The sequence below is a fragment of the Mesorhizobium sp. M00.F.Ca.ET.216.01.1.1 genome (assembly GCF_004010325.2).
Lineage (GTDB): Bacteria > Pseudomonadota > Alphaproteobacteria > Rhizobiales > Rhizobiaceae > Mesorhizobium.
The window spans coordinates 82541-100382 of sequence record NZ_SADR02000002.1 but is presented as its reverse complement, the minus strand read 5'-3'; the positions used below and the strand labels follow the sequence as shown (position 1 = coordinate 100382).

Annotated in this window: 22 protein-coding genes; 11 read left to right on the top strand and 11 right to left on the bottom strand. The window is 62.9% G+C overall.

Annotated features, from left to right (window positions below; genetic code table 11):
• Window positions 1–83: 83 nt before the first annotated feature.
• From rplI to EN859_RS03300, 4 genes are all read right to left on the bottom strand, one after another.
• Window positions 84–671, bottom strand: coding sequence for a 50S ribosomal protein L9 (gene rplI / locus EN859_RS03315; RefSeq protein ID WP_127851510.1), 588 nt, complete (start codon window positions 669–671; stop codon window positions 84–86).
• Between the two features lie 217 nt (window positions 672–888).
• A complete protein-coding gene (gene rpsR / locus EN859_RS03310; protein ID WP_006203718.1) occupies window positions 889–1137 on the bottom strand; it encodes a 30S ribosomal protein S18 in 249 nt (82 codons plus the stop codon).
• Window positions 1137–1637, bottom strand: coding sequence for a 30S ribosomal protein S6 (gene rpsF / locus EN859_RS03305; protein ID WP_127851509.1), 501 nt, complete (start codon window positions 1635–1637; stop codon window positions 1137–1139). Before rpsF ends, rpsR begins: the two co-directional genes overlap by 1 nt.
• A 319-nt stretch (window positions 1638–1956) precedes the next feature.
• Window positions 1957–3882 (bottom strand): LTA synthase family protein, encoded by a 1926-nt coding sequence (locus EN859_RS03300; protein WP_127851508.1) that lies wholly within the window; start codon window positions 3880–3882, stop codon window positions 1957–1959.
• Window positions 3883–4150: 268 nt separating this feature from the next.
• On the opposite strand from EN859_RS03300, the gene fabD reads away from it, so the two are divergent.
• The 4 genes from fabD to fabG are packed head-to-tail and all read left to right on the top strand — an operon-like array spanning window position 4151 to window position 6419.
• Window positions 4151–5116: an ACP S-malonyltransferase gene (fabD, locus tag EN859_RS03295; protein WP_127851507.1), complete on the top strand. Its 966-nt coding sequence runs from the start codon at window positions 4151–4153 to the stop codon at window positions 5114–5116.
• Between the two features lie 52 nt (window positions 5117–5168).
• Window positions 5169–5390: a ribbon-helix-helix protein, CopG family gene (locus EN859_RS03290; protein ID WP_127851506.1), complete on the top strand. Its 222-nt coding sequence runs from the start codon at window positions 5169–5171 to the stop codon at window positions 5388–5390.
• Entirely contained in the window at window positions 5374–5640 is a 267-nt protein-coding gene (locus tag EN859_RS03285; protein WP_127851505.1) for a type II toxin-antitoxin system RelE/ParE family toxin, read from the top strand. Before EN859_RS03290 ends, EN859_RS03285 begins: the two co-directional genes overlap by 17 nt.
• A gap of 41 nt (window positions 5641–5681) precedes the next feature.
• A complete protein-coding gene (gene fabG / locus EN859_RS03280; protein WP_127851504.1) occupies window positions 5682–6419 on the top strand; it encodes a 3-oxoacyl-[acyl-carrier-protein] reductase in 738 nt (245 codons plus the stop codon).
• Window positions 6420–6449: 30 nt separating this feature from the next.
• Here the strand turns inward: fabG and EN859_RS03275 are convergent, their stop codons facing one another.
• Both EN859_RS03275 and EN859_RS40425 read right to left on the bottom strand, forming a co-directional pair.
• Window positions 6450–7154 (bottom strand): spore coat U domain-containing protein, encoded by a 705-nt coding sequence (locus EN859_RS03275; protein WP_348632909.1) that lies wholly within the window; start codon window positions 7152–7154, stop codon window positions 6450–6452.
• Entirely contained in the window at window positions 7148–7309 is a 162-nt protein-coding gene (locus tag EN859_RS40425; RefSeq protein ID WP_348632913.1) for a hypothetical protein, read from the bottom strand. The genes EN859_RS03275 and EN859_RS40425 overlap by 7 nt, the downstream gene beginning before the upstream one ends.
• Here EN859_RS40425 and EN859_RS40420 point away from each other — a divergent pair.
• Complete coding sequence (locus EN859_RS40420; protein ID WP_348632914.1) at window positions 7245–7430, top strand: hypothetical protein; 186 nt, start codon at window positions 7245–7247, stop codon at window positions 7428–7430. The two genes, EN859_RS40425 and EN859_RS40420, sit on opposite strands and share 65 nt — an antisense overlap.
• On the opposite strand, the gene EN859_RS40415 is transcribed toward EN859_RS40420, so the two are convergent.
• From EN859_RS40415 to EN859_RS03260, 5 genes are all read right to left on the bottom strand, one after another.
• On the bottom strand, window positions 7408–8475 hold the full coding sequence (locus EN859_RS40415) for a fimbria/pilus outer membrane usher protein (RefSeq protein ID WP_348632908.1): 1068 nt from the start codon (window positions 8473–8475) through the stop codon (window positions 7408–7410). The two genes, EN859_RS40420 and EN859_RS40415, sit on opposite strands and share 23 nt — an antisense overlap.
• Window positions 8472–9164, bottom strand: a complete 693-nt coding sequence (locus tag EN859_RS40410) for a fimbria/pilus outer membrane usher protein (protein WP_348632907.1) — start codon at window positions 9162–9164, stop codon at window positions 8472–8474. Before EN859_RS40410 ends, EN859_RS40415 begins: the two co-directional genes overlap by 4 nt.
• Window positions 9164–9670: a hypothetical protein gene (locus EN859_RS40405; protein WP_348632906.1), complete on the bottom strand. Its 507-nt coding sequence runs from the start codon at window positions 9668–9670 to the stop codon at window positions 9164–9166. Before EN859_RS40405 ends, EN859_RS40410 begins: the two co-directional genes overlap by 1 nt.
• Before the next feature lie 120 nt (window positions 9671–9790).
• Window positions 9791–10510, bottom strand: coding sequence for a molecular chaperone (locus EN859_RS03265; protein ID WP_127851503.1), 720 nt, complete (start codon window positions 10508–10510; stop codon window positions 9791–9793).
• Between the two features lie 21 nt (window positions 10511–10531).
• Window positions 10532–11029 carry a spore coat U domain-containing protein gene (locus tag EN859_RS03260; RefSeq protein WP_245525457.1) on the bottom strand — a complete coding sequence of 166 codons (498 nt, stop codon included), beginning with the start codon at window positions 11027–11029 and terminating at the stop codon, window positions 10532–10534.
• A 549-nt stretch (window positions 11030–11578) separates the two neighbouring features.
• On the opposite strand from EN859_RS03260, the gene EN859_RS03255 reads away from it, so the two are divergent.
• From EN859_RS03255 to gmk, 6 genes are all read left to right on the top strand, one after another.
• Complete coding sequence (locus tag EN859_RS03255) at window positions 11579–11758, top strand: hypothetical protein (RefSeq protein WP_127851502.1); 180 nt, start codon at window positions 11579–11581, stop codon at window positions 11756–11758.
• A 1376-nt stretch (window positions 11759–13134) separates the two neighbouring features.
• A complete protein-coding gene (locus EN859_RS03250; protein ID WP_127851501.1) occupies window positions 13135–13371 on the top strand; it encodes an acyl carrier protein in 237 nt (78 codons plus the stop codon).
• Window positions 13372–13405: 34 nt separating this feature from the next.
• Window positions 13406–14668, top strand: coding sequence for a beta-ketoacyl-ACP synthase II (gene fabF, locus EN859_RS03245; RefSeq protein WP_127851500.1), 1263 nt, complete (start codon window positions 13406–13408; stop codon window positions 14666–14668).
• A gap of 204 nt (window positions 14669–14872) precedes the next feature.
• Window positions 14873–16096, top strand: a complete 1224-nt coding sequence (mltG, locus tag EN859_RS03240; RefSeq protein ID WP_127851499.1) for an endolytic transglycosylase MltG — start codon at window positions 14873–14875, stop codon at window positions 16094–16096.
• Between the two features lie 151 nt (window positions 16097–16247).
• Entirely contained in the window at window positions 16248–17138 is an 891-nt protein-coding gene (locus tag EN859_RS03235; RefSeq protein WP_127851498.1) for a YicC/YloC family endoribonuclease, read from the top strand.
• A 5-nt stretch (window positions 17139–17143) separates the two neighbouring features.
• A complete protein-coding gene (gene gmk / locus EN859_RS03230) occupies window positions 17144–17818 on the top strand; it encodes a guanylate kinase (protein WP_189501660.1) in 675 nt (224 codons plus the stop codon).
• The last annotated feature ends 24 nt before the right edge of the window (window positions 17819–17842 follow it).

The following is a 17842-nucleotide window of genomic DNA, read 5'->3' as shown; positions in this document are numbered from 1 at the left end:
ATGCCCGGGCGCGAGGCCCGGGCATTGGTCCAGAAACAACTACAGCGCCGCGCATCCCTTTGGATGCGCTCCGTCATGTGCGATCAGGCGTTGTCTTCTTCGCCGCCTTCGAATTCGGCATTCGGGTCGAAGAAGTTTTCCGGCCGCGCATTGTCGTTGATGTCCTCGCCATAGATGGCCTCGGCGGTGGTCAGCGTCTCGCCCTTGGCCTGGCGCTGGGCTTCGTCGGCCGTGCGGGCGATGTTGAGCGTGATGGTGACCTCGACTTCCGGATGCAGCGCGATCGCCACATTGGTGACGCCGATGGTCTTGATCGGCTGGTTGAGCAGGATCTGGTTGCGGTTGACCGAAAAACCTTCTGCCGTCAGCAGCTCGGCGATGTCGCGGGTCGACACCGAACCGTAAAGCTGGCCAGTCTCACCGGCCGAACGCACGGCGACGAAGCTCTTGCCGTCGAGCTTTTCGGCAATCTGGGTGGCTTCCGACTTGCGCTCGAGGTTGCGGGCTTCGAGCTGGGCGCGCTGGCCCTCGAACTTCTTCTTGTTGGCTTCGTTGGCGCGCAGCGCCTTGCCCTGCGGCAGCAGGAAATTGCGGGCGAACCCGTCCCTGACCTTGACGGTATCGCCCATCTGGCCGAGGCGGGAAACGCGTTCGAGAAGAATGACTTCCATGGTTTTGTTCCTTCGTTTGAGCGTCAATCCACAGGATCGGCGCCGAATTGTCTGGAACAGGTCAGGAAGCTGAGGGCATTACCGCCTATGTCGCTGTCCTGCCTGTCGCGGCAGTTAGAGGTTTTTGCCACCTCAACCCGGGATTTGATGCCAAAACCCTGCGGCGCCCGTCGCCGTGGGGAGAGAAGCGGGCGGCGAACCACCCGCTTCGAAAGTCTTAGCGAACCACGTAGGGCAGCAGGCCGAGGAAGCGGGCGCGCTTGATCGCCTTGGCGAGCTCGCGCTGCTTCTTCTGGCTGACGGCGGTGATGCGCGACGGCACGATCTTGCCGCGCTCTGAAATGTAGCGCTGCAGGAGACGCACGTCCTTGTAATCGATCTTGGGTGCGTTGGCGCCGGAGAACGGGCAGGTCTTGCGACGGCGGTGGAACGGGCGCCGGGTCGGGATCTGGTTGATGTCGACCATTATTCTGCACCCCCTTCAAAGCCTTCGCGCGGACGGCGCGGACCACGGTCGGCACCGGCGTCGCCGAACGAGCGCGGCGGACGATCGCCACGGTCGCCGCGGTCACGGTCGCCGAACGAGCGCGGGCCGCGATCGCCACGGTCACGGTCGCCGAAGCCGCCGCGTTCCGAGCGTTCTTCGCGCTTCTGCATCATCGCCGACGGGCCTTCCTCATGCGCATCGACCTTGACGGTCAGGAAACGCAGCACGTCCTCGGACAGGCCCATCTGGCGCTCCATCTCGTTGAGCGCGGCCGGCGGGCAGTCGAGGTCCATCAGCGTGTAGTATGCCTTCCGGTTCTTGTTGACCCGGTAGGTGAGGGACTTCAGTCCCCAGTTCTCGACCCGGCCGACGGACCCGCCATTCGCTGAGATGACGCCCTTGTACTGTTCGACAAGCGCATCGACCTGCTGCTGCGAGAGGTCCTGCCGGGCAAGGAACACATGTTCGTATAGAGCCATGATGTGTCAGTGCCTTTCTTCGTTTCTCTCCCGGTTCCTCGCGGCAAAAGCCTCTGCAACTTCTCTGACCCGCGACGGGCGGGGAAGAAAGGAGCATGACGAGACGGTCGAGAGCGGAGACACGGGAGGCGGAAGCGCTTCTGGCTTCACACGAAGGTTTTCGAAAAACCTCCGGCCCTCCGTTCAGCCCCCAGCAAGGACCGGCAGATTGCGGGCGTCTATACAGCAATCCGGCTGGAAGGCAAGGGCAAGCGTCGCCCCGAGCGGTGACCTTGCTGTCGCAGGGCCGAAAACGCGGGCAGTTCTGGCCTTTCGGCCTTCAGCTCATATGGGCGACGGGCTTGACCACCGTTTCGGGGAAGAAGTCGGGCGCCGCGCGGCGCTTGCCGAACATCATGTCGAATTGCAGCAGGCGGAAATCGTTGATCGCCGGGTCAATCTTCTTCTGCCGCGCCCAGTCCGGCGTCGCCGCGCCCGCCGGCGTCAACAGCAGATTGCGGTCGACGACGCGGTAGCGTTCGCGCAATGCGCCCAGGAAGCCGGTATAGTAGGGATGGCTGATGCCGGCCGTGGTCAGGATATGATAGGGCAGGAAGGCCGGACTTACAGCGCCCACATTCTGTGCCGGACCGGTGCGGTTCGACCAGATGATCAGCGGCGTCTGGTGATGTTCCAATGCGGCCTCGGCGGACGGTTCCTTGCGCGGCGCGACATTGTCCTTCAGGAAACCGGTCTCGACGTAGACCGGCCCGAGCGGCGGCAGGTGGTCACCGAAGAAGGCGATCACCGTCGGCCGTTCGCGTTTCTTCGCCCATTCGATCAGCCGTTTAAGGCCGCGGTCCGCATCGGCAGAGCCTTCGGCGTAGCTCAACAGCGATTCACGCGCCCACTGGCTGATCGGCGCCTGCACCTTGTGGGTCGGATTGTAGTAACGATACGGCTCGTAGGGGCCGTGGTTCTGCAAGCTGACTGCGAAGAAGAAGACGGGATCGGCGCTGGCGTCGGCCTCGCGGATGATCTCGTCGGTCATCGCCGCATCCGATGCCAGCGGTCCGCGCTTTTGCAGCGGCGGCAGCGTCTCCTCGGACCTGAAGTCGTTGAAGCCGAAGTCGGCATAGACCGCGCCCCGGTTCCAGAACCAGTTGGTGCCCGGATGGATGGCGCGCGCCCTGTAACCCTGGCTTTTCAGGAAGGTCGCCAGAGAGGGGGTCGGTGTGCGCACATATTGCTGGTAGGGGATGCTGCCCGCCGGCAGGAAGGCGTTGGAAAAGCCGGTCAGCGCCTCGAACTCGATATTGGCGGTCATGCCGCCGAATTCGGGCGAGAACATGTAGCCGTTGCGCAGCGCCCGCACACTGGGGATCGGATCCGGAGTGATGGTGACGCCGGGCAGCTTGGTCGGATCCCAGAAGGATTCGCTCATGACGACGATGATGTCGGGCTTCTCGGCCGGCACCGAGGCTGTCACGCTAGGCCTGTCGATTGCCGCGATTGCCTTGTCGGAATAGCCGGGCGGCGCCGAGACATGGGCCATCGGCACGTTAAGCGCGAAGGCCAGCGCAAAGCCGTTGGAGGCGTAGTTCTCCTTCTGGTCCCACATGATCGGGATGATCTGCAGCCGGTCGCGGGTCCATGAGAAGGTGGCGTAGTCCATGATCGAGACGAAGAAGGCGATCAGCGGCACGGTCAGTGTCAGCCGGGCAAGCCTGCCCTTGCGGCTTAGCGCCGGCACGCGGCGCCACAGCCGCCAGCCATAGACGAGCAACGACAACCCGCCGACGATTCCGATCGCCATGGCGACGGCGGTCCACGGGCGATCGCGCACCAGAAGCGGCATCAGCGCCATGATCTGCCGGGAATAGAGGAAATCTGTCGGATAGAGCGGATCACCGAGATAGAGCGATTTCTGGTGGCCGACAAAGGCCAGCGACAGCGTCAGCGGCGCGACGATCATCAGGCTCTGGTGGCTGCGGCCGAGCATGGCGTCGAGACCGATCAGGACCAGCGCGAAGATGATGATGGTGGTCCAGCCTGGCTTGAAGGGCTGCAGGAAGAAGGCCACGGTGCCGGCAAAGTCGCCGCGCACGATCAGTTCGATCGCAAACACCAGGATGGCGGCGGCGAGCAGGCTGACGAGGCCATAGCGGATGACAGGCCATTTCCGCCCCGGCAGATAGCCGGTGGACGGATCGCCTTCCAGAAATTGTGGCGCGGGCTTGCCTGCGCCTTTCCTAATCCTTGCCACCTTGTCGTTCCCCCGGCCTGCAACACACGCGTCACGCGAATGTCATCGAACTGTCACGCAAAGCTAGCGCCTGTGGCGGAAATAAGAAGAGCCAGCAAACGAATCGTGAGCGATTTTCATCATGAGTGATCGCCAAAAAGCCTTTTGGAACAGGCACTCGGCCGATAGCTACGTGCCAGAGCGGGCCTGGATCTGGCCATCGCGGACTTGACTTGGCCGCCTGCCTTGCGTCACAGGCAAGGCAAAATCAGCCGCTTGGGAGCCGCACATGGCCGTCGCATTCACCTTTCCAGGACAGGGCAGCCAGGCTGTCGGCATGGGCAAGGACCTCGCCGACGCCTTTCCGGAATCGCGGAGGATCTTCGAGGAAGTCGACGCCGCGCTCGGCGAAAACCTGTCGAAGTTGATCTGGGAAGGACCGGAAGAGACGCTGACGCTGACGGCGAACGCCCAGCCGGCGCTGATGGCGGTGTCGCTTGCTGCGATCCGGGCGCTGGAGTCGCGCGGTTTCTCGCTGAAGGACAAGGTCGCTTACGTCGCCGGCCATTCGCTCGGCGAATATTCGGCACTTGCCGCTGCCGGTTTCGTTTCGGTTGCCGATGCAGCAAGGCTCCTGCGCATCCGCGGCAACGCCATGCAGGCGGCAGTACCCGCCGGTGAGGGCGCCATGGCAGCGATCATCGGACTGGAGCAGGCCGATGTCGAAGCCGCCTGCGCTGAAGCCGCCAAGGGCTCGGCCAGGCAATCCGTTTGCCAGATCGCCAACGACAATGGCGGCGGCCAGCTGGTGATCTCCGGCGCCAAGGCGGCGGTCGAGCTGGCGGCTAGGCTGTGCACGGAAAAGGGCGCCAAGCGGGCGCTGATGCTGCAGGTCTCGGCGCCCTTCCATTCGGCGCTGATGAAGCCTGCGGCAGAGATCATGCGCGAAGCGTTGGCCGGCGTGGCGAAGAACAGGCCGGTTGTTCCCGTCGTTTCCAATGTCATTGTGATCCCGTCGAGCGATCCGGACGAGATCGCTCGTCACCTGGTAGAGCAGGTGACCGGCCGCGTGCGCTGGCGCGAAACGGTGGAATGGTTCGGCGCCAACGGCGTTGCGACGCTTTACGAGGTAGGCGCCGGTAAGGTGCTGTCGGGCCTGGCGCGGCGCATCAACCGCGACATCGCCACATCGGCCGTCGGCACGCCGGCCGATGTCGAGGCGGTGCTGGCGGCGTTGGGGGGAACCGCAGCTTGAATTCATCGGCGCGTGGCGCTACATGAATACATGTATCGCAAAGAGGTGCGGCATGCCCACATCGATCCGCCTTTCGCCTGAAGTCGAGCAGCGCCTGGATTTTCTCGCGGCCAAGACCGGCCGCAGCAAGGCCTATTATCTGCGCGAGCTCATCGAACGCGGCTTGGAGGACATGGAGGATTATTACCTCGCAGCCGAGGTCCTGGAGCGGATCAGGCGTGGCGAAGAGGACGTCGTGAAGGCCGAGGACTTCTGGCGTGGCCTGGACGCTTGAATACGCCCGTTCGGCCCGCAAATCTGTCGAAAAGCTGGATCCGCAGATACGTCACCGCATCCGCGACTTCATCGAAAACCGCATTGCCGTCGTCGACAATCCGCGTGAACTCGGCAAGCCGCTGAAAGGCCCGCTCGCAACCTTCTGGAGATATCGCGTCGGCGATTACAGGATCATTTGCGATGTCCAAGATGACCGGCTCGTCATTCTGGTGGTAACCATAGGTCATCGCGGCGACGTCTACAGATAGTCGAATTCACCGGCCTGCACGATTTGAGAAGAGGATAAGACATGTTCGAATTGACTGGCCGCAAGGCGCTCGTCACCGGCGCATCGGGAGGCATCGGCGAAGCGATCGCCCGCGTGCTGCACGCGCAAGGCGCCATCGTCGGCCTGCACGGCACCCGCGTCGAGAAACTGGAGGCGCTGGCAACTGAGCTCGGCGACCGGGTCAAGCTGTTTCCGGCCAATCTTTCCAGCCGCGACGAGGTCAAGGCGCTCGGCCAGAAGGCGGAGGCCGATCTCGAAGGCGTCGACATCCTGGTCAACAATGCCGGCATCACCAAGGACGGGTTGTTCGTGCGCATGGCGGACGCGGACTGGGATAGCGTGCTCGAAGTCAATCTGACCGCCGTGTTCCGGCTGACCCGCGAACTCACCCATCCGATGATGCGGCGACGGCACGGCCGCATCATCAACATCACCTCGGTGGTCGGCGTCACCGGCAATCCCGGCCAGACCAATTACTGCGCCTCCAAGGCCGGCATGATCGGCTTTTCCAAGTCGCTGGCGCAGGAGATCGCCACCCGCAACATCACCGTCAACTGCGTGGCCCCGGGTTTCATCGAATCGGCGATGACCGACAAGCTCAACGACAAGCAGAAAGAGGCGATCATGGCGGCGATCCCGACAAGGCGCATGGGCACCAGCGCCGAGGTCGCTTCCGCGGTCGCCTATCTCGCTTCCAACGAAGCGGCCTACGTCACCGGCCAGACCATCCACGTGAATGGCGGCATGGCGATGATTTGAGACACGGTCGGCGGCCAATGCCCTGATGTCTCAATAAGTGACGGTGACGACGACCGTGTCGGTGTAGACGCCGGCCGACGGCGTCGCCTGCGGCGGCACGCGGCCATAGACGGTCAAGTTCTGCACTGCACCGCTTCCGGTTCCCGGGACTGTGCTGCCAGGCGTCGAGGCATCGCCCCAAGGTTGAATCCGACCGGCGTCCTTGTAGAGGCCGTAGGTCACGGTTTCCGCAACCTTCGACATCTTGCGCGCCGTGGGCGGCGAACCAGTCGTGCCGCCGCCCAGCGAGACGGTATAAGCCGTTGCCGGCGTGCAGGTGACCGAAACCTGGCCGGTCGCATCGACATTGGCGCTAAGAACCCCTGTCGATCCGAAATCGATGTTCTGTGTCGACACAAGGCAATTAGCGGCGACCGCAGCATTTACGGTGAAGGTTGGGCTTGGAGCCAGGATACCGGTACCCGAACCACAATTGTTGCCGGTGCTGTAGCGATAGCGGAACTCGGCATATGCACCGGAAAACACCGAGAGGTAGGTTCCCGGCGGCGTCGTTCCCTGGCCACCAAACACCGCGCCGTAAATGGTCGCGGTTCCGGATGCGGCACCCAATATGTTCGGCGTCAATGCCAACGCCGGTGCGCGGGAGGCATATGCCCACGTATAAGTGCCCCAAACCAGGCTGCGCGCCGAATCCGAATAGAGCTGATAGTTCAGGCTGTTGGCTCCGCTCAGCATCTGACGTGTGGCCGCCGAGGATGCGCCTCCCGTGCCGGTCCCGAGATTGGGCAAATCAGGATGCGCTGACCGGCCAAACCCAGGCAATTCATGCTGATCGTGGCGGTCGAGTTGGTCTGGCTGCCCGACAGCGTATCGATCGAACCGAAGTTCATGTTGGAAACGCTGAAGCTGCAGCTTTGCGCCCAGGCGAGCGAGGGACTCAACGCGACGGTCAAGAGGATGATGATGCGCAGCATTTTTTCTTCTGTTTTCAGCGGCAGGCTACGTCCTTGATTGCGACTTGCGGGCCTGGCTCGGGCTTATAGGGGAAGTCGGCTCGGCAGGAGGTTCCGTCGAGGCGGTCGATCACAACCGCATTCTGGGCATTGAGGCCGCGAATGTAGGCTTGACCGTCGTAGCCGATGACGAATTCTTCCGCGCTACCCTCGACGCGACCCTTCAGGCCGGCCTCCAGCGGCGCGCCGCTGCTGTCGACCAGGGTGACCAGCGCTGCCTCCGGCGCTTCAGAGACCCCGAACTTCACCACCACGCCGCTGCGATCGGCCGGCATCACCACCTCGTTGGTTGCGGGGACATCTGCATCGACCGGCAAGTTCTTGGGGTCGATCGAAACCGTGTTCGGTTCATAGGAGTTGAGGCCGGGGACCAGAATACGCCCTTGCCGATTGGTCTTTCCGACCGGCCGGTTCTGGAATTGGACATCGACGTCAGGGGTGCCGACCTCGACGACGGCGAAAGCATCGTCGATACGGTTGGTGGCAAAGACCCCGCCGCCTGCCACGGCAATCGCACCGTCCATTTGCGCTGTCGCCCGAACATCCTTGCCGTATTGTTGGACGCCGGCCTCGAAACGGGCGAAGGGTGAGCGGTAGCTCACTGCGGCCGAACGATTGGGCGTGTCGCCTTCCGAGGTTCGTGCTCGCCAGCCAATGCTGCCGTCCTCCAGTCGCTCCGACTTGGCGATGTCGGCCACGACATTCAGGCCGTCAGGTCCTTGCTCGACCCCCGTGGACGCGGTGCTATCGTCGCCGAACGGGACGGAGACGCCGGCAAAGACCCCGAAGCTGCCGCGATCCTCAAGGTCGACAAAGGCCGTGGCATAGAGGCTGCTTTGTTTGAATATCTGCTGGCTGTAGGAAAGGCCGACGATCTGGCTCTTCTGGCCTTCGGCACTTTCGAGGTGCGTGTAGGAGAGGTTGAAGCTCGAAAAGTCGAGCGGCGTTGGAATGGTCAGGGTGACCTGGTCAATCGCGCGCGGAACGTCTGCACTGAAGATCGGAATGTCGCCGGGATCGGAAAACGACGGCTCGGCCGTCATGAGGCGATGTCGTCGTAGTCGCCGAAGGCGCGCTGGATTCGGCCGTAGATAGACCAGCCTTCGTAGCTCATCTCCAGCGACGCATTTACAAGCGAGCCCGTGCGCCCCGCATGATGGCTGCCGGCGACCGCGACCGAAGCCGCGCCATAAGGCCCGAGCGGGAAGGCGGCGCTCACCCCGCCATTGACCAGATCCTCGCCGCCCTCGGCATGGCCTTCGAGCGTCAGCCAGTTGGTGAGGCCGTAGCGCGCCGTTGCGACCGCAAACACGCGGCTGTCATAGTCGTCGGATTCGATCCCGAAATTGCGTCGCGGAAATCCAATCTCTGCCGAGAAATCGAGCAAGCCCTGACCCAGCATGTCGCTGGACGTGTAGAGGGGGAGCCTGGTTGTCGTCTCGCGACCGAGACTGTCCCTCAACACGACCTGCGCTTCGCCGGCGCCTGCAAACACCGGCAGGTTGGTGATCTGGTAAGGGCCGGCCGGAATGCTGCCGGCATAGGTGCGGACGTTGTGGGTGTAGACTTCAAGCGTTGAGGGGACGGCCGCGGTCCCTCCGAAGGAGGGCAGCGGCAACGTGACCAGATCGGGTCGCAAGGCGAAGTTGCGCTCAGCCTGGACACCACCGAGGTAGACGGGCCGCGTCCAGGAAAGCCCGCCGGAGATGAAATCCCCCGCCCGGTAGGTCATCAACCGCTCCGGGTCCGAGTAACTCCACGTCGTGTTGAGCCGCGTGAAGCCGCCAAATTCGCCGTCCGAATAACCGGCGATGAAGTTTGGCTGAGTGTGCCGAACGGGCTGAATAGTCGTGCGTCGAAGCCGCCGGAGATGCCCTGGAACAGATCGACGTCCTTCTCGAACAATTGGTTGGAGCTGGCGAAGAGCGAATAATTGAGCACCGCTCCATAGCCGGACTGCGGTTGAATCCGGTCTTCCTTCTTGTCCCCGCCGAAGTCGACGATGTGCGCGGCGCGCCCCTCGTTCGTGGTCGTGACGTAGAGGCGTTGGGTTGCCTCATCGATCCGAAAAGAGACGCCGGGAAGCCGATCGACCCTGATCAGGCCATCGCGGTCTGCAGCGCTCTCCACCGGCTTCAAGCCGACCTGTGTCAACTCATCCGGGGTTGCCGCCAGGCCACCGTCGGGGAATTGCGTGAAGGTGCCGATCAGCTCCGTTGAGACGTCGTTAATGAACACCTCGAGATAGAGATCGCGGCGTTCCGTTTGGGCGGGAGCGGGCTCCGCAATTTGGGATTGCGAATCCTGCGCGTTCGCCGGCAGGACAGGAAAAAAAGTGCCGCAACGACGACCGCGATCCTACTGCCCTTTGATCGCAACTGGGGCATTGAATGGTCCGAAGTCGCTCTGTGCCTTCAGCGTGACAGAGCTTCCGGACAGCGATCTGCGGCTGCCGATCGGCCATTGCATGATGGCGCCACCCAAAACGTAGCCGACTAAGCCGCTGCGGCTTCCAAGCTTCTTGCCGCCTTGCGTTAGATTGATATTGGACAGTCTCAGGCGGCTTTCGCCATTGTTGCGCGCCGTCAGAACGAGACCGCCGCGTGCCCGCGATAGGCTGAACGATACGTCAGGGGTCTTTGCGTCCGGGTTGCGAAAGAAGACTGGCACGGAATAGCGAAGCACAAGGGTGACTGTCCCAGCCTTTCTGCGCGATTGATCGGGCAATTCGTCCACCAGCACCCGGTAGCTCTCTTCCGAGCGCACCGGGATTTTGCTCAGGCGCACGACGCGAACGACATAGTCGGCGTCTGGCCCGAGTTGCGTCGACGGCGGGCTGGCGACGACATCAGAAGTTGGCTCCAGCCGTTCTACGCCGTCCACCTGGCTCCATTTGAAAACGCGAAGCTGCACGTTGATCGGCTGCTTGGCATCGTTGTGCAGATTGAGCACGGCGGCGCTGTCGGGAGCAATCAGTTCCAGATTGGTCGGCGCCACCCTGAGAGAGGCAGCCTGTGAAACGGTCGCACACAGCAAGAAGAGTGCCGCGGCACCGATGCGTGACAGCATGGGTGGCATGTCGTCCCTCCGTCGGAATGGTCAGTAGGTTACGGTGATCGCAACCGTATCCGTGTAGACGCCTGCGGCCGGCGTTGCCTGCGGCGGCACTCGCCCATAGACGGTCAGGTTCTGGACATTGCCGTTACCGGTTCCCGCAAGCGTGTCGGTGCCTATTGTCACCCCCCAAGGCTGGGTGCGCGCGGTGTCACGGTAAAGCGTGTAATTGACCGTCGCGGCATCCGGCCCGGTCATCTTGCGAACCGCAACGGTGGCACCGGCGCCGGCGCCCGCGCTCAGGCCGACATTGTAGGTCTGGCCGGAGGTGCATTGCACGCCGATGGTACTGGTCTGGTCAAAATTGGAATCGATGACACCCTTCGAGCCGAAATCCAGATCGTTCGCGGTCTGGACCTTGCATTCGGCCGTGATCGTAATGCGAACCGTCATGTTGCCGGTCGCGACCGCCGCAATTGCGGGGCCGGCGAGCAATGATTGGCTTAGGATGACGGTCGATGCAGCCAGGGGCAGGATGCGCATTCGGTACTCCATCTTTTTTGGGCTTCTCTTGATGAGAAAGCCTGATGGTCAGCACCCCTGCCCATATCCCCTATGCCACAGTAGTTGGGACGATTCAACTAGAAGGTGTGATGACATGTAGAAGAGATAAACGCTCGGCAGTCCGGCATGAGAGGTACTGCATGAAGGCGTGGCCTTGGTCCGGCGCTCGAGCGCGTAGACGGAACTGAGGTGCGCTGACGTCATCCTGGTTGGTCGTAGTTGAGCTGGCGACCGCCGAAGCGATGTTCGTCGCCTTCGACTCCGCGAAACCTGACGCCTCTCCATTGGCGTGCCTTTTGGAACCATTTCGTCGCGGGTGGGTTTCAGACTGGCGCCGTAGGAAACCCCCAGATGCAAGAGTTTGACAGAGTGGGACAGCATTCTGTTGCCAAGCCGTGCAGCAGTTGATCGGTTCCGAAGACAACCGTCGGTACCTCTACAAGCTGCTGAAGCTGGCCGTCGACCCCGGCCTGCCGCCGCCCATTGCTCCATTGCTTGAGGCAATCGAACAGGCCAGGCGGGAACGATATGACTCAACGCTACGGCATCCGAAAGACCCCTGAAGGTTCATGGGACGTCATCGATGTGTTCACCGGGCTGCCTGTCACCGAGGACGGCGTGCCCTTGATCGACATGCCTGTCGAAGAGGCCGACGAGCTTGTCGAGCTTCTAAACTATCGCGACAGGAGACAGCGAGGGGACGGCTGATGGACCCCCTTGGAGACCTTGGCAGCGTTCCGAGCCGCCTTCGCCAAGTCGCCTGACTGTACGGAGATTACCAACTGTCATGAAAACTCTGGACCTGTCGTTTCAGGTTGATATTTTATGTGAATGCCGTCGGGCGATCCCCCTCACCGGCGGCCAGTCGCAAGGCCCATCCCAGGACTCGCACCCTGAGATGGGCCGTTGCATTTACGCGGGTTAAGACACCATCTTCCGGTCCAAAACCTGACTGAATTTCAAACAGCCCAGGACTACGATTCAGGTCGATCCAAGCCCCCTTGGATCATGAGGGCAGTAGCCCGCCGGTTTTGCTGCCCAAGAAGCCCGCTGGCTCCCGGTCGGCGGGCTTTTTGTTCCGTCTTGAAACTTTTAGAGACCTCTAATATTTAACGGGAGCGACAGATACCGTCCCCCGTATCTGTTGAAGATCGGCCGATCGGCCCGCGTTCTCCGCACGAGGCGCGGGCTTTGATTTTCAACCCCCGCGTGAAGCACCTGAGGGCGAGGAAGACCTGAGGCACGCATCGCTTCAGGACTTCCGGGACGGCTAAGGCGCCTACTCTGCCACCGTCGCGCGACGACGCGACCTGACTGCCTCCAGCAGTTGGCGTTCATTGGTGTGAGCATTCTGAAAGATCGCCACAACCAGGATCGCCACGCTTTCGGCGTCTCGGCTCAACGGGTCGAGGTGTTCGTCTGCACAGACTTGGTCGAACACGCGCTGGCAAACAGCCAGATCGTGGGGGCTAAGGCAGGCGCGATTGCTACGCTGGCGCAACATCTATGCAAGCCCCCGGCCCGCCGCCCATTTAAGGAAGCGGGCCTTTACAGCCGGACCATAGGAGAGATGGAAACCGGGTCTCGAGCGACAAACGTCAGTCGTTGAGGGGTTGTTCCCGGCTATCGAATTTGGTTATTTTTGTACATCCTGCGTGGACGTGCTCAGCAGCCAAGACACATACTATCGCGACCTGCGCCAGCTCTGCCTGCTGATCGCCAGCCGCTGACCGATAGCACCGGAACGGAAGTGCCAATCAGCCGTGAGGGGGGTAAATGACACTCTCCTAGCCTCCGGCCAGTTAGAGAGCCCGCCATCGCAAGTGGCGGGCTTTCTATGCGCAGCAAAGCCGGCACCGGCCATTCATATCAGCGCCGGCATGGCAATGATCTGACATCGCGGGAAAACACCCCATTTCGGCTTGGACGTACGGCATTTTTCGTGTAATGCGGCCCGCAACCCGGCGGTTCGGGCAAAAACCGGTCCTGTGTCGTTGCGTTTCCGGCAGGGCCATCTTTCAACTTGATTAGCGGCATTCTGCCCGCTAACGAAGACAGACAAGCAAAAGACGAGGATGCCCCAAATGAGTGACACCGCAGAGCGCGTCAAGAAGATCGTCATCGAGCATCTTGGCGTCGATGCCGAGAAGGTGACGGAGCAGGCAAGCTTCATCGATGATCTGGGAGCGGACAGCCTCGATACGGTTGAACTGGTCATGGCGTTCGAGGAAGAATTCGGCGTCGAGATTCCCGACGATGCGGCCGAGACCATCCTCACCGTCGGCGACGCCGTGAAATACATCGACAAGGCTTCGGCCTGACGCTTTCTGCAGTCATCACCGGGGAGGACCTGCGATGAGGCGTGTCGTCGTCACGGGGCTTGGCCTGCTTTCACCGTTCGGTATGGGCTTCGAGCACAGCTGGAAGGAACTCCTGACCGGGCGCAGCGCCGCCAAGCGCGTCACCGAGTTCGAGGTGGAGGATCTTGCCTGCAAGATCGCCCATGTCATTCCGCGTGGCGACGGCACCAACGGCACCTTCAATCCCGAGGCCGTGCTCGAGCCGAAGGAGCTGCGCAAGATCGGCGACTTCATCCTCTACGGGATAGCGGCCGCCGACGAAGCGCTCAAGGATTCGGGCTGGGCACCCAGGACGCATGAGCAGCAGTGCGCCACCGGTGTGCTGATCGGCTCCGGCATCGGCGGCATCGAAGGCATCGCCGAGAACGCGATAATCCTCAAGGAGCGCGGCCCGCGCCGCATCAGCCCGTTCTTCATCCCAGGCCAGATCATCAATCTCGTCTCCGGCCAGGTTTCGATCCGGCATGGGCTGAAAGGCCCCAACCACGCTGTCGTCACCGCGTGCTCGACCGGCGCGCACGCTATCGGCGATGCCGCCCGGCTGATCATGTGGGGCGATGCCGACGTGATGCTCGCCGGTGGCGCCGAAGCGCCGGTAACGCGGCTGTCGATCGCCGGCTTTGCCGCTTGCCGGGCACTGTCCACCGAGCGCAACGACGCGCCTGGAACAGCTTCCCGCCCCTATGACCGCGACCGCGACGGCTTCGTCATGGGCGAAGGTGCCGGCGTCGTCGTGCTGGAGGCACTCGAACACGCCAAGGCGCGCGGCGCAAAAATCTATGCCGAGGTCACCGGCTACGGCCTGACCGGCGACGCTTACCACATCACTGCGCCGGCCGAAGATGGCGACGGCGCCTTCCGCTGCATGATGGCGGCGCTGAACCGGGCGGAGCTGACGCCCGCCGATGTCGACTACATCAACGCGCACGGCACCTCCACCATGGCCGACACGATCGAGCTCGGCGCCGTCGAGCGGCTGGTCGGCAACGCCGCGTCGAAGATCTCGATGTCGTCGACCAAGTCGTCTATCGGCCATCTGCTCGGTGCTGCGGGCGCCGCCGAGGCGATCTTTTCGATCCTCGCCATCCGCGACAACATCGCGCCGGCCACCATCAACCTCGACAACCCTGAGCGCGAGACGTCGATCGATCTGGTGCCGAACACGCCGCGTCCCCGCCAGATCGACGTCGCACTGTCCAATTCCTTCGGCTTCGGCGGCACCAACGCTTCGCTCGTCTTCCAGCGCTACAATGGCTGACCGGTCTATCGACCGACGCCGTCGCGGCGAGCTGTCGTCAATTTTGCCATATTCACCCCTACTCTGCCCAAGGGGATTCGCACGTCGGCCCAAAAATCGAAATCGATTTTCGGAAAGCACGTTGCGCACACTTGAAATGTTAGAGCGTACTTTGTGCGTCCAATTGGACGCACGTCGCTCTAAGAGATCAAATGGCAGGGCACCATGAACACAAATCCGGCTGGCAACGGAGAATTCGGGCAACGGCAAGCGGTGCCGGGACCGATCGTGCCGAAGACGGCCGCCGAGGCATTGCGGCCTGAGGCCGGCACGCCGCCGCCCAGGCGCTCGCGCGCCTCGCGCAGCCAGGTCGTCGTGTTCATGAACTTCGTCATCTCGGCGGTGATGCTGGTGGTACTGGCTGCCGGCATTGCGCTCTATTTCGGCAAACAGGCATTCAACGAACCCGGCCCGTCGGCCAATGGCGACACCTTCCTGGTCAAGCCTAACACCGGCGTCCAGGACATTGCCGACCAGCTCGAGCGGCGCGGATTGATCAGCGACGCCCGCATCTTCCGCCTTGGCGTGCGCGCCTATGGCAACGATTCCGCGCTCAAGGCCGGCGAATACGAGATCAAGCCGCAGGCTTCGATGCGCGACATCATGGAATTGCTGAAGAGCGGCAAGTCGGTGATGTATTCGCTGACCATTCCCGAGGGGCTGACGGTCGAGCAGGCGCTGCAGCGCATCGCCGAGCAGAGCGCGCTGACCGGCGACATGCCGGCGACCAGGCCGCCCGAGGGCAGCCTCGCCACCGACACGCTGCGCTTCACCCGCGGTGCGACACGCGAGCAGATGGTCGACAAGCTCCTGGCCGATCAGCAGAAGCTGGTCGATGACGTCTGGCAGCGGCGCGCCCCCGAACTGCCGCTCGCCAATATCGAAGACTTCGTCATCCTGGCCTCGATCGTCGAGAAAGAGACGGGCAGGGGTGACGAGCGCTCGCGGGTCGCCGCGGTCTTCCTCAACCGGCTTGCCAAGGGCATGCGGCTGCAGTCGGATCCGACCATTATCTACGGCCTGTTCGGCGGCAAGGGCAAACCCGCAGACCGCCCGATCTTCCAGTCGGACATCCAGAAGCCGACGCCCTACAACACCTATCTGATCAACGGCCTGCCGCCGACGCCGATCGCCAATCCCGGCCGCGCGGCGCTGGAAGCCGTCGCCAACCCGTCGAAGACCGATGACCTCTATTTCGTTGCCGACGGCAATGGCGGCCATGTCTTTGCCGCGACGCTCGAAGAGCACAATCAGAACGTCGCCCGCTACCGGACGCAGCAGAAGAAGCTGGCCGACGAAGCTGCGAAGGCTGCCGCCGCCAAGGTGGAAGGCCAGACCGATGCGCCGGTGGACGGCAGCGACGGAGGCGATGCCGGCGCCGCTCAATAGCCGACAAGCGGTTTTTGAACTTGTCCCTTGCGCTTGGCGGCAAGGGGCGCATTGATATTTTGACGAGAGCGCCCGGTTCGACGTGCCAGGACGCTCAGTCGTCTTAAGCCGCGTGATCCGCGATCGCGCGCCAGGGGGAAAAGCAGGCACCATGAATTTGCAGAGCATGACCGGTTTTGCGCGTGCCATCGCCGAACACGACGGCACCTCGATCGCCTGGGAGGTCAAGTCGGTCAACGGCAAGAGCGTCGAGGTCAGGCTGCGGCTGCCACAGGGCTTCGAGCGGCTGGAACCGGCTGTCAGGCAGACGGTGCAGAAGCGCTTTGCGCGCGGTAATTTCCAGGCAACGCTGACCATCGGCCGCGCTGCCGGCTCACAAGCCCAGCCCGTGGTCAACGAGGCCTTCCTGAAAGACCTGGCGGGGCTCGCCAAGCGGCTGCAGGAACAGTTCGGCGCGGCACCCCCGACCGCCGACGGGCTGCTCTCGCTGCGCGGCGTGCTCGACATTCCGGAAACCATCGAAACCGAACAGGCGCGTGCCGCTCTCGACGGCGCGATCCTGTCGGCGCTTGAAGTCGCGCTTGGCGGACTGGAGCAGGCGCGCCAGGGCGAGGGCGAGGCGCTTCGCTCGCTGCTGTCCGGTCATATCGACGCCATCGAGGCGCTGACGCTGCGCGCCGAGGCCGATCCGTCACGCGAGCCTGCGGCGATCCGCGAGCGGATCGCCGAGCAGGTCCGGCTGCTGATGGATGCGTCCGCCAATCTCGACGCCACGCGGCTGCACATGGAAGCCGCCTTCCTGGCCACCAAGGCCGACATCCGCGAGGAGATCGACCGGCTGAAGACGCATGTGGCATCCGGCCGAGGGCTGCTTTCAAGCGGCGGCGCCATCGGCCGCAAGCTCGATTTTCTGGCGCAGGAATTCAATCGCGAATCGAATACGCTGTGTTCGAAGTCGAACGCCGCGGCGGTGACCGCCATCGGGCTGGAACTCAAGGCGGTCGTCGACCAGTTTCGCGAACAGGTCCAGAATCTGGAGTAACCCCGATGGTCGCCAAGGAGCCTGTGGTTGCCAGGGATTTGGGTTCCCGCATTCGCCGCCGAGGGCTGATGCTGGTTTTGTCGTCGCCGTCAGGCGCCGGCAAGTCGACGATCGCGCGCAACCTGCTCGAAAGCGATTCCAGCCTCGAACTGTCGGTCTCCGTCACCACGCGGCCGCGCCGCGGCAGTGAGATCGAGGGCGTGCACTATCACTTTCGCACCATGCGCGAGTTCGAGCGGCTGCGCGATTGCGATGCATTGCTCGAATGGGCGGAGGTGCATGGCAATTGCTATGCGACGCCGCGCGAGCCGGCGGAACTGGCGCTGGCGCAGGGCCGCGACATGCTGTTCGACATCGACTGGCAGGGCGCCCAGCAGCTCAAGGAGAAGATGCGCGCCGACATCGTCTCGATCTTCATCCTGCCGCCATCGATGAAGGAATTGAAGGCGCGGCTGAAGCGACGCGCCGAGGACCAGGAATCGGTGATCGAGACGCGGCTGAAGAACGCCCGCAACGAGATCGAGCACTGGAAGGAATACGATTTCGTCATCGTCAACGACGATCTCGACCGCGCCTTCGCCGAGGTGCGGGGCATCGTCACCGCCGAGCGGCTGCGGCGCGACCGCCGCCCCGGCCTGTTCGATTTTGTCTCGGGCCTGCTCGACGAGAAGACGGATTAGGGCACGAGCTGGCCAGCAGTCTCG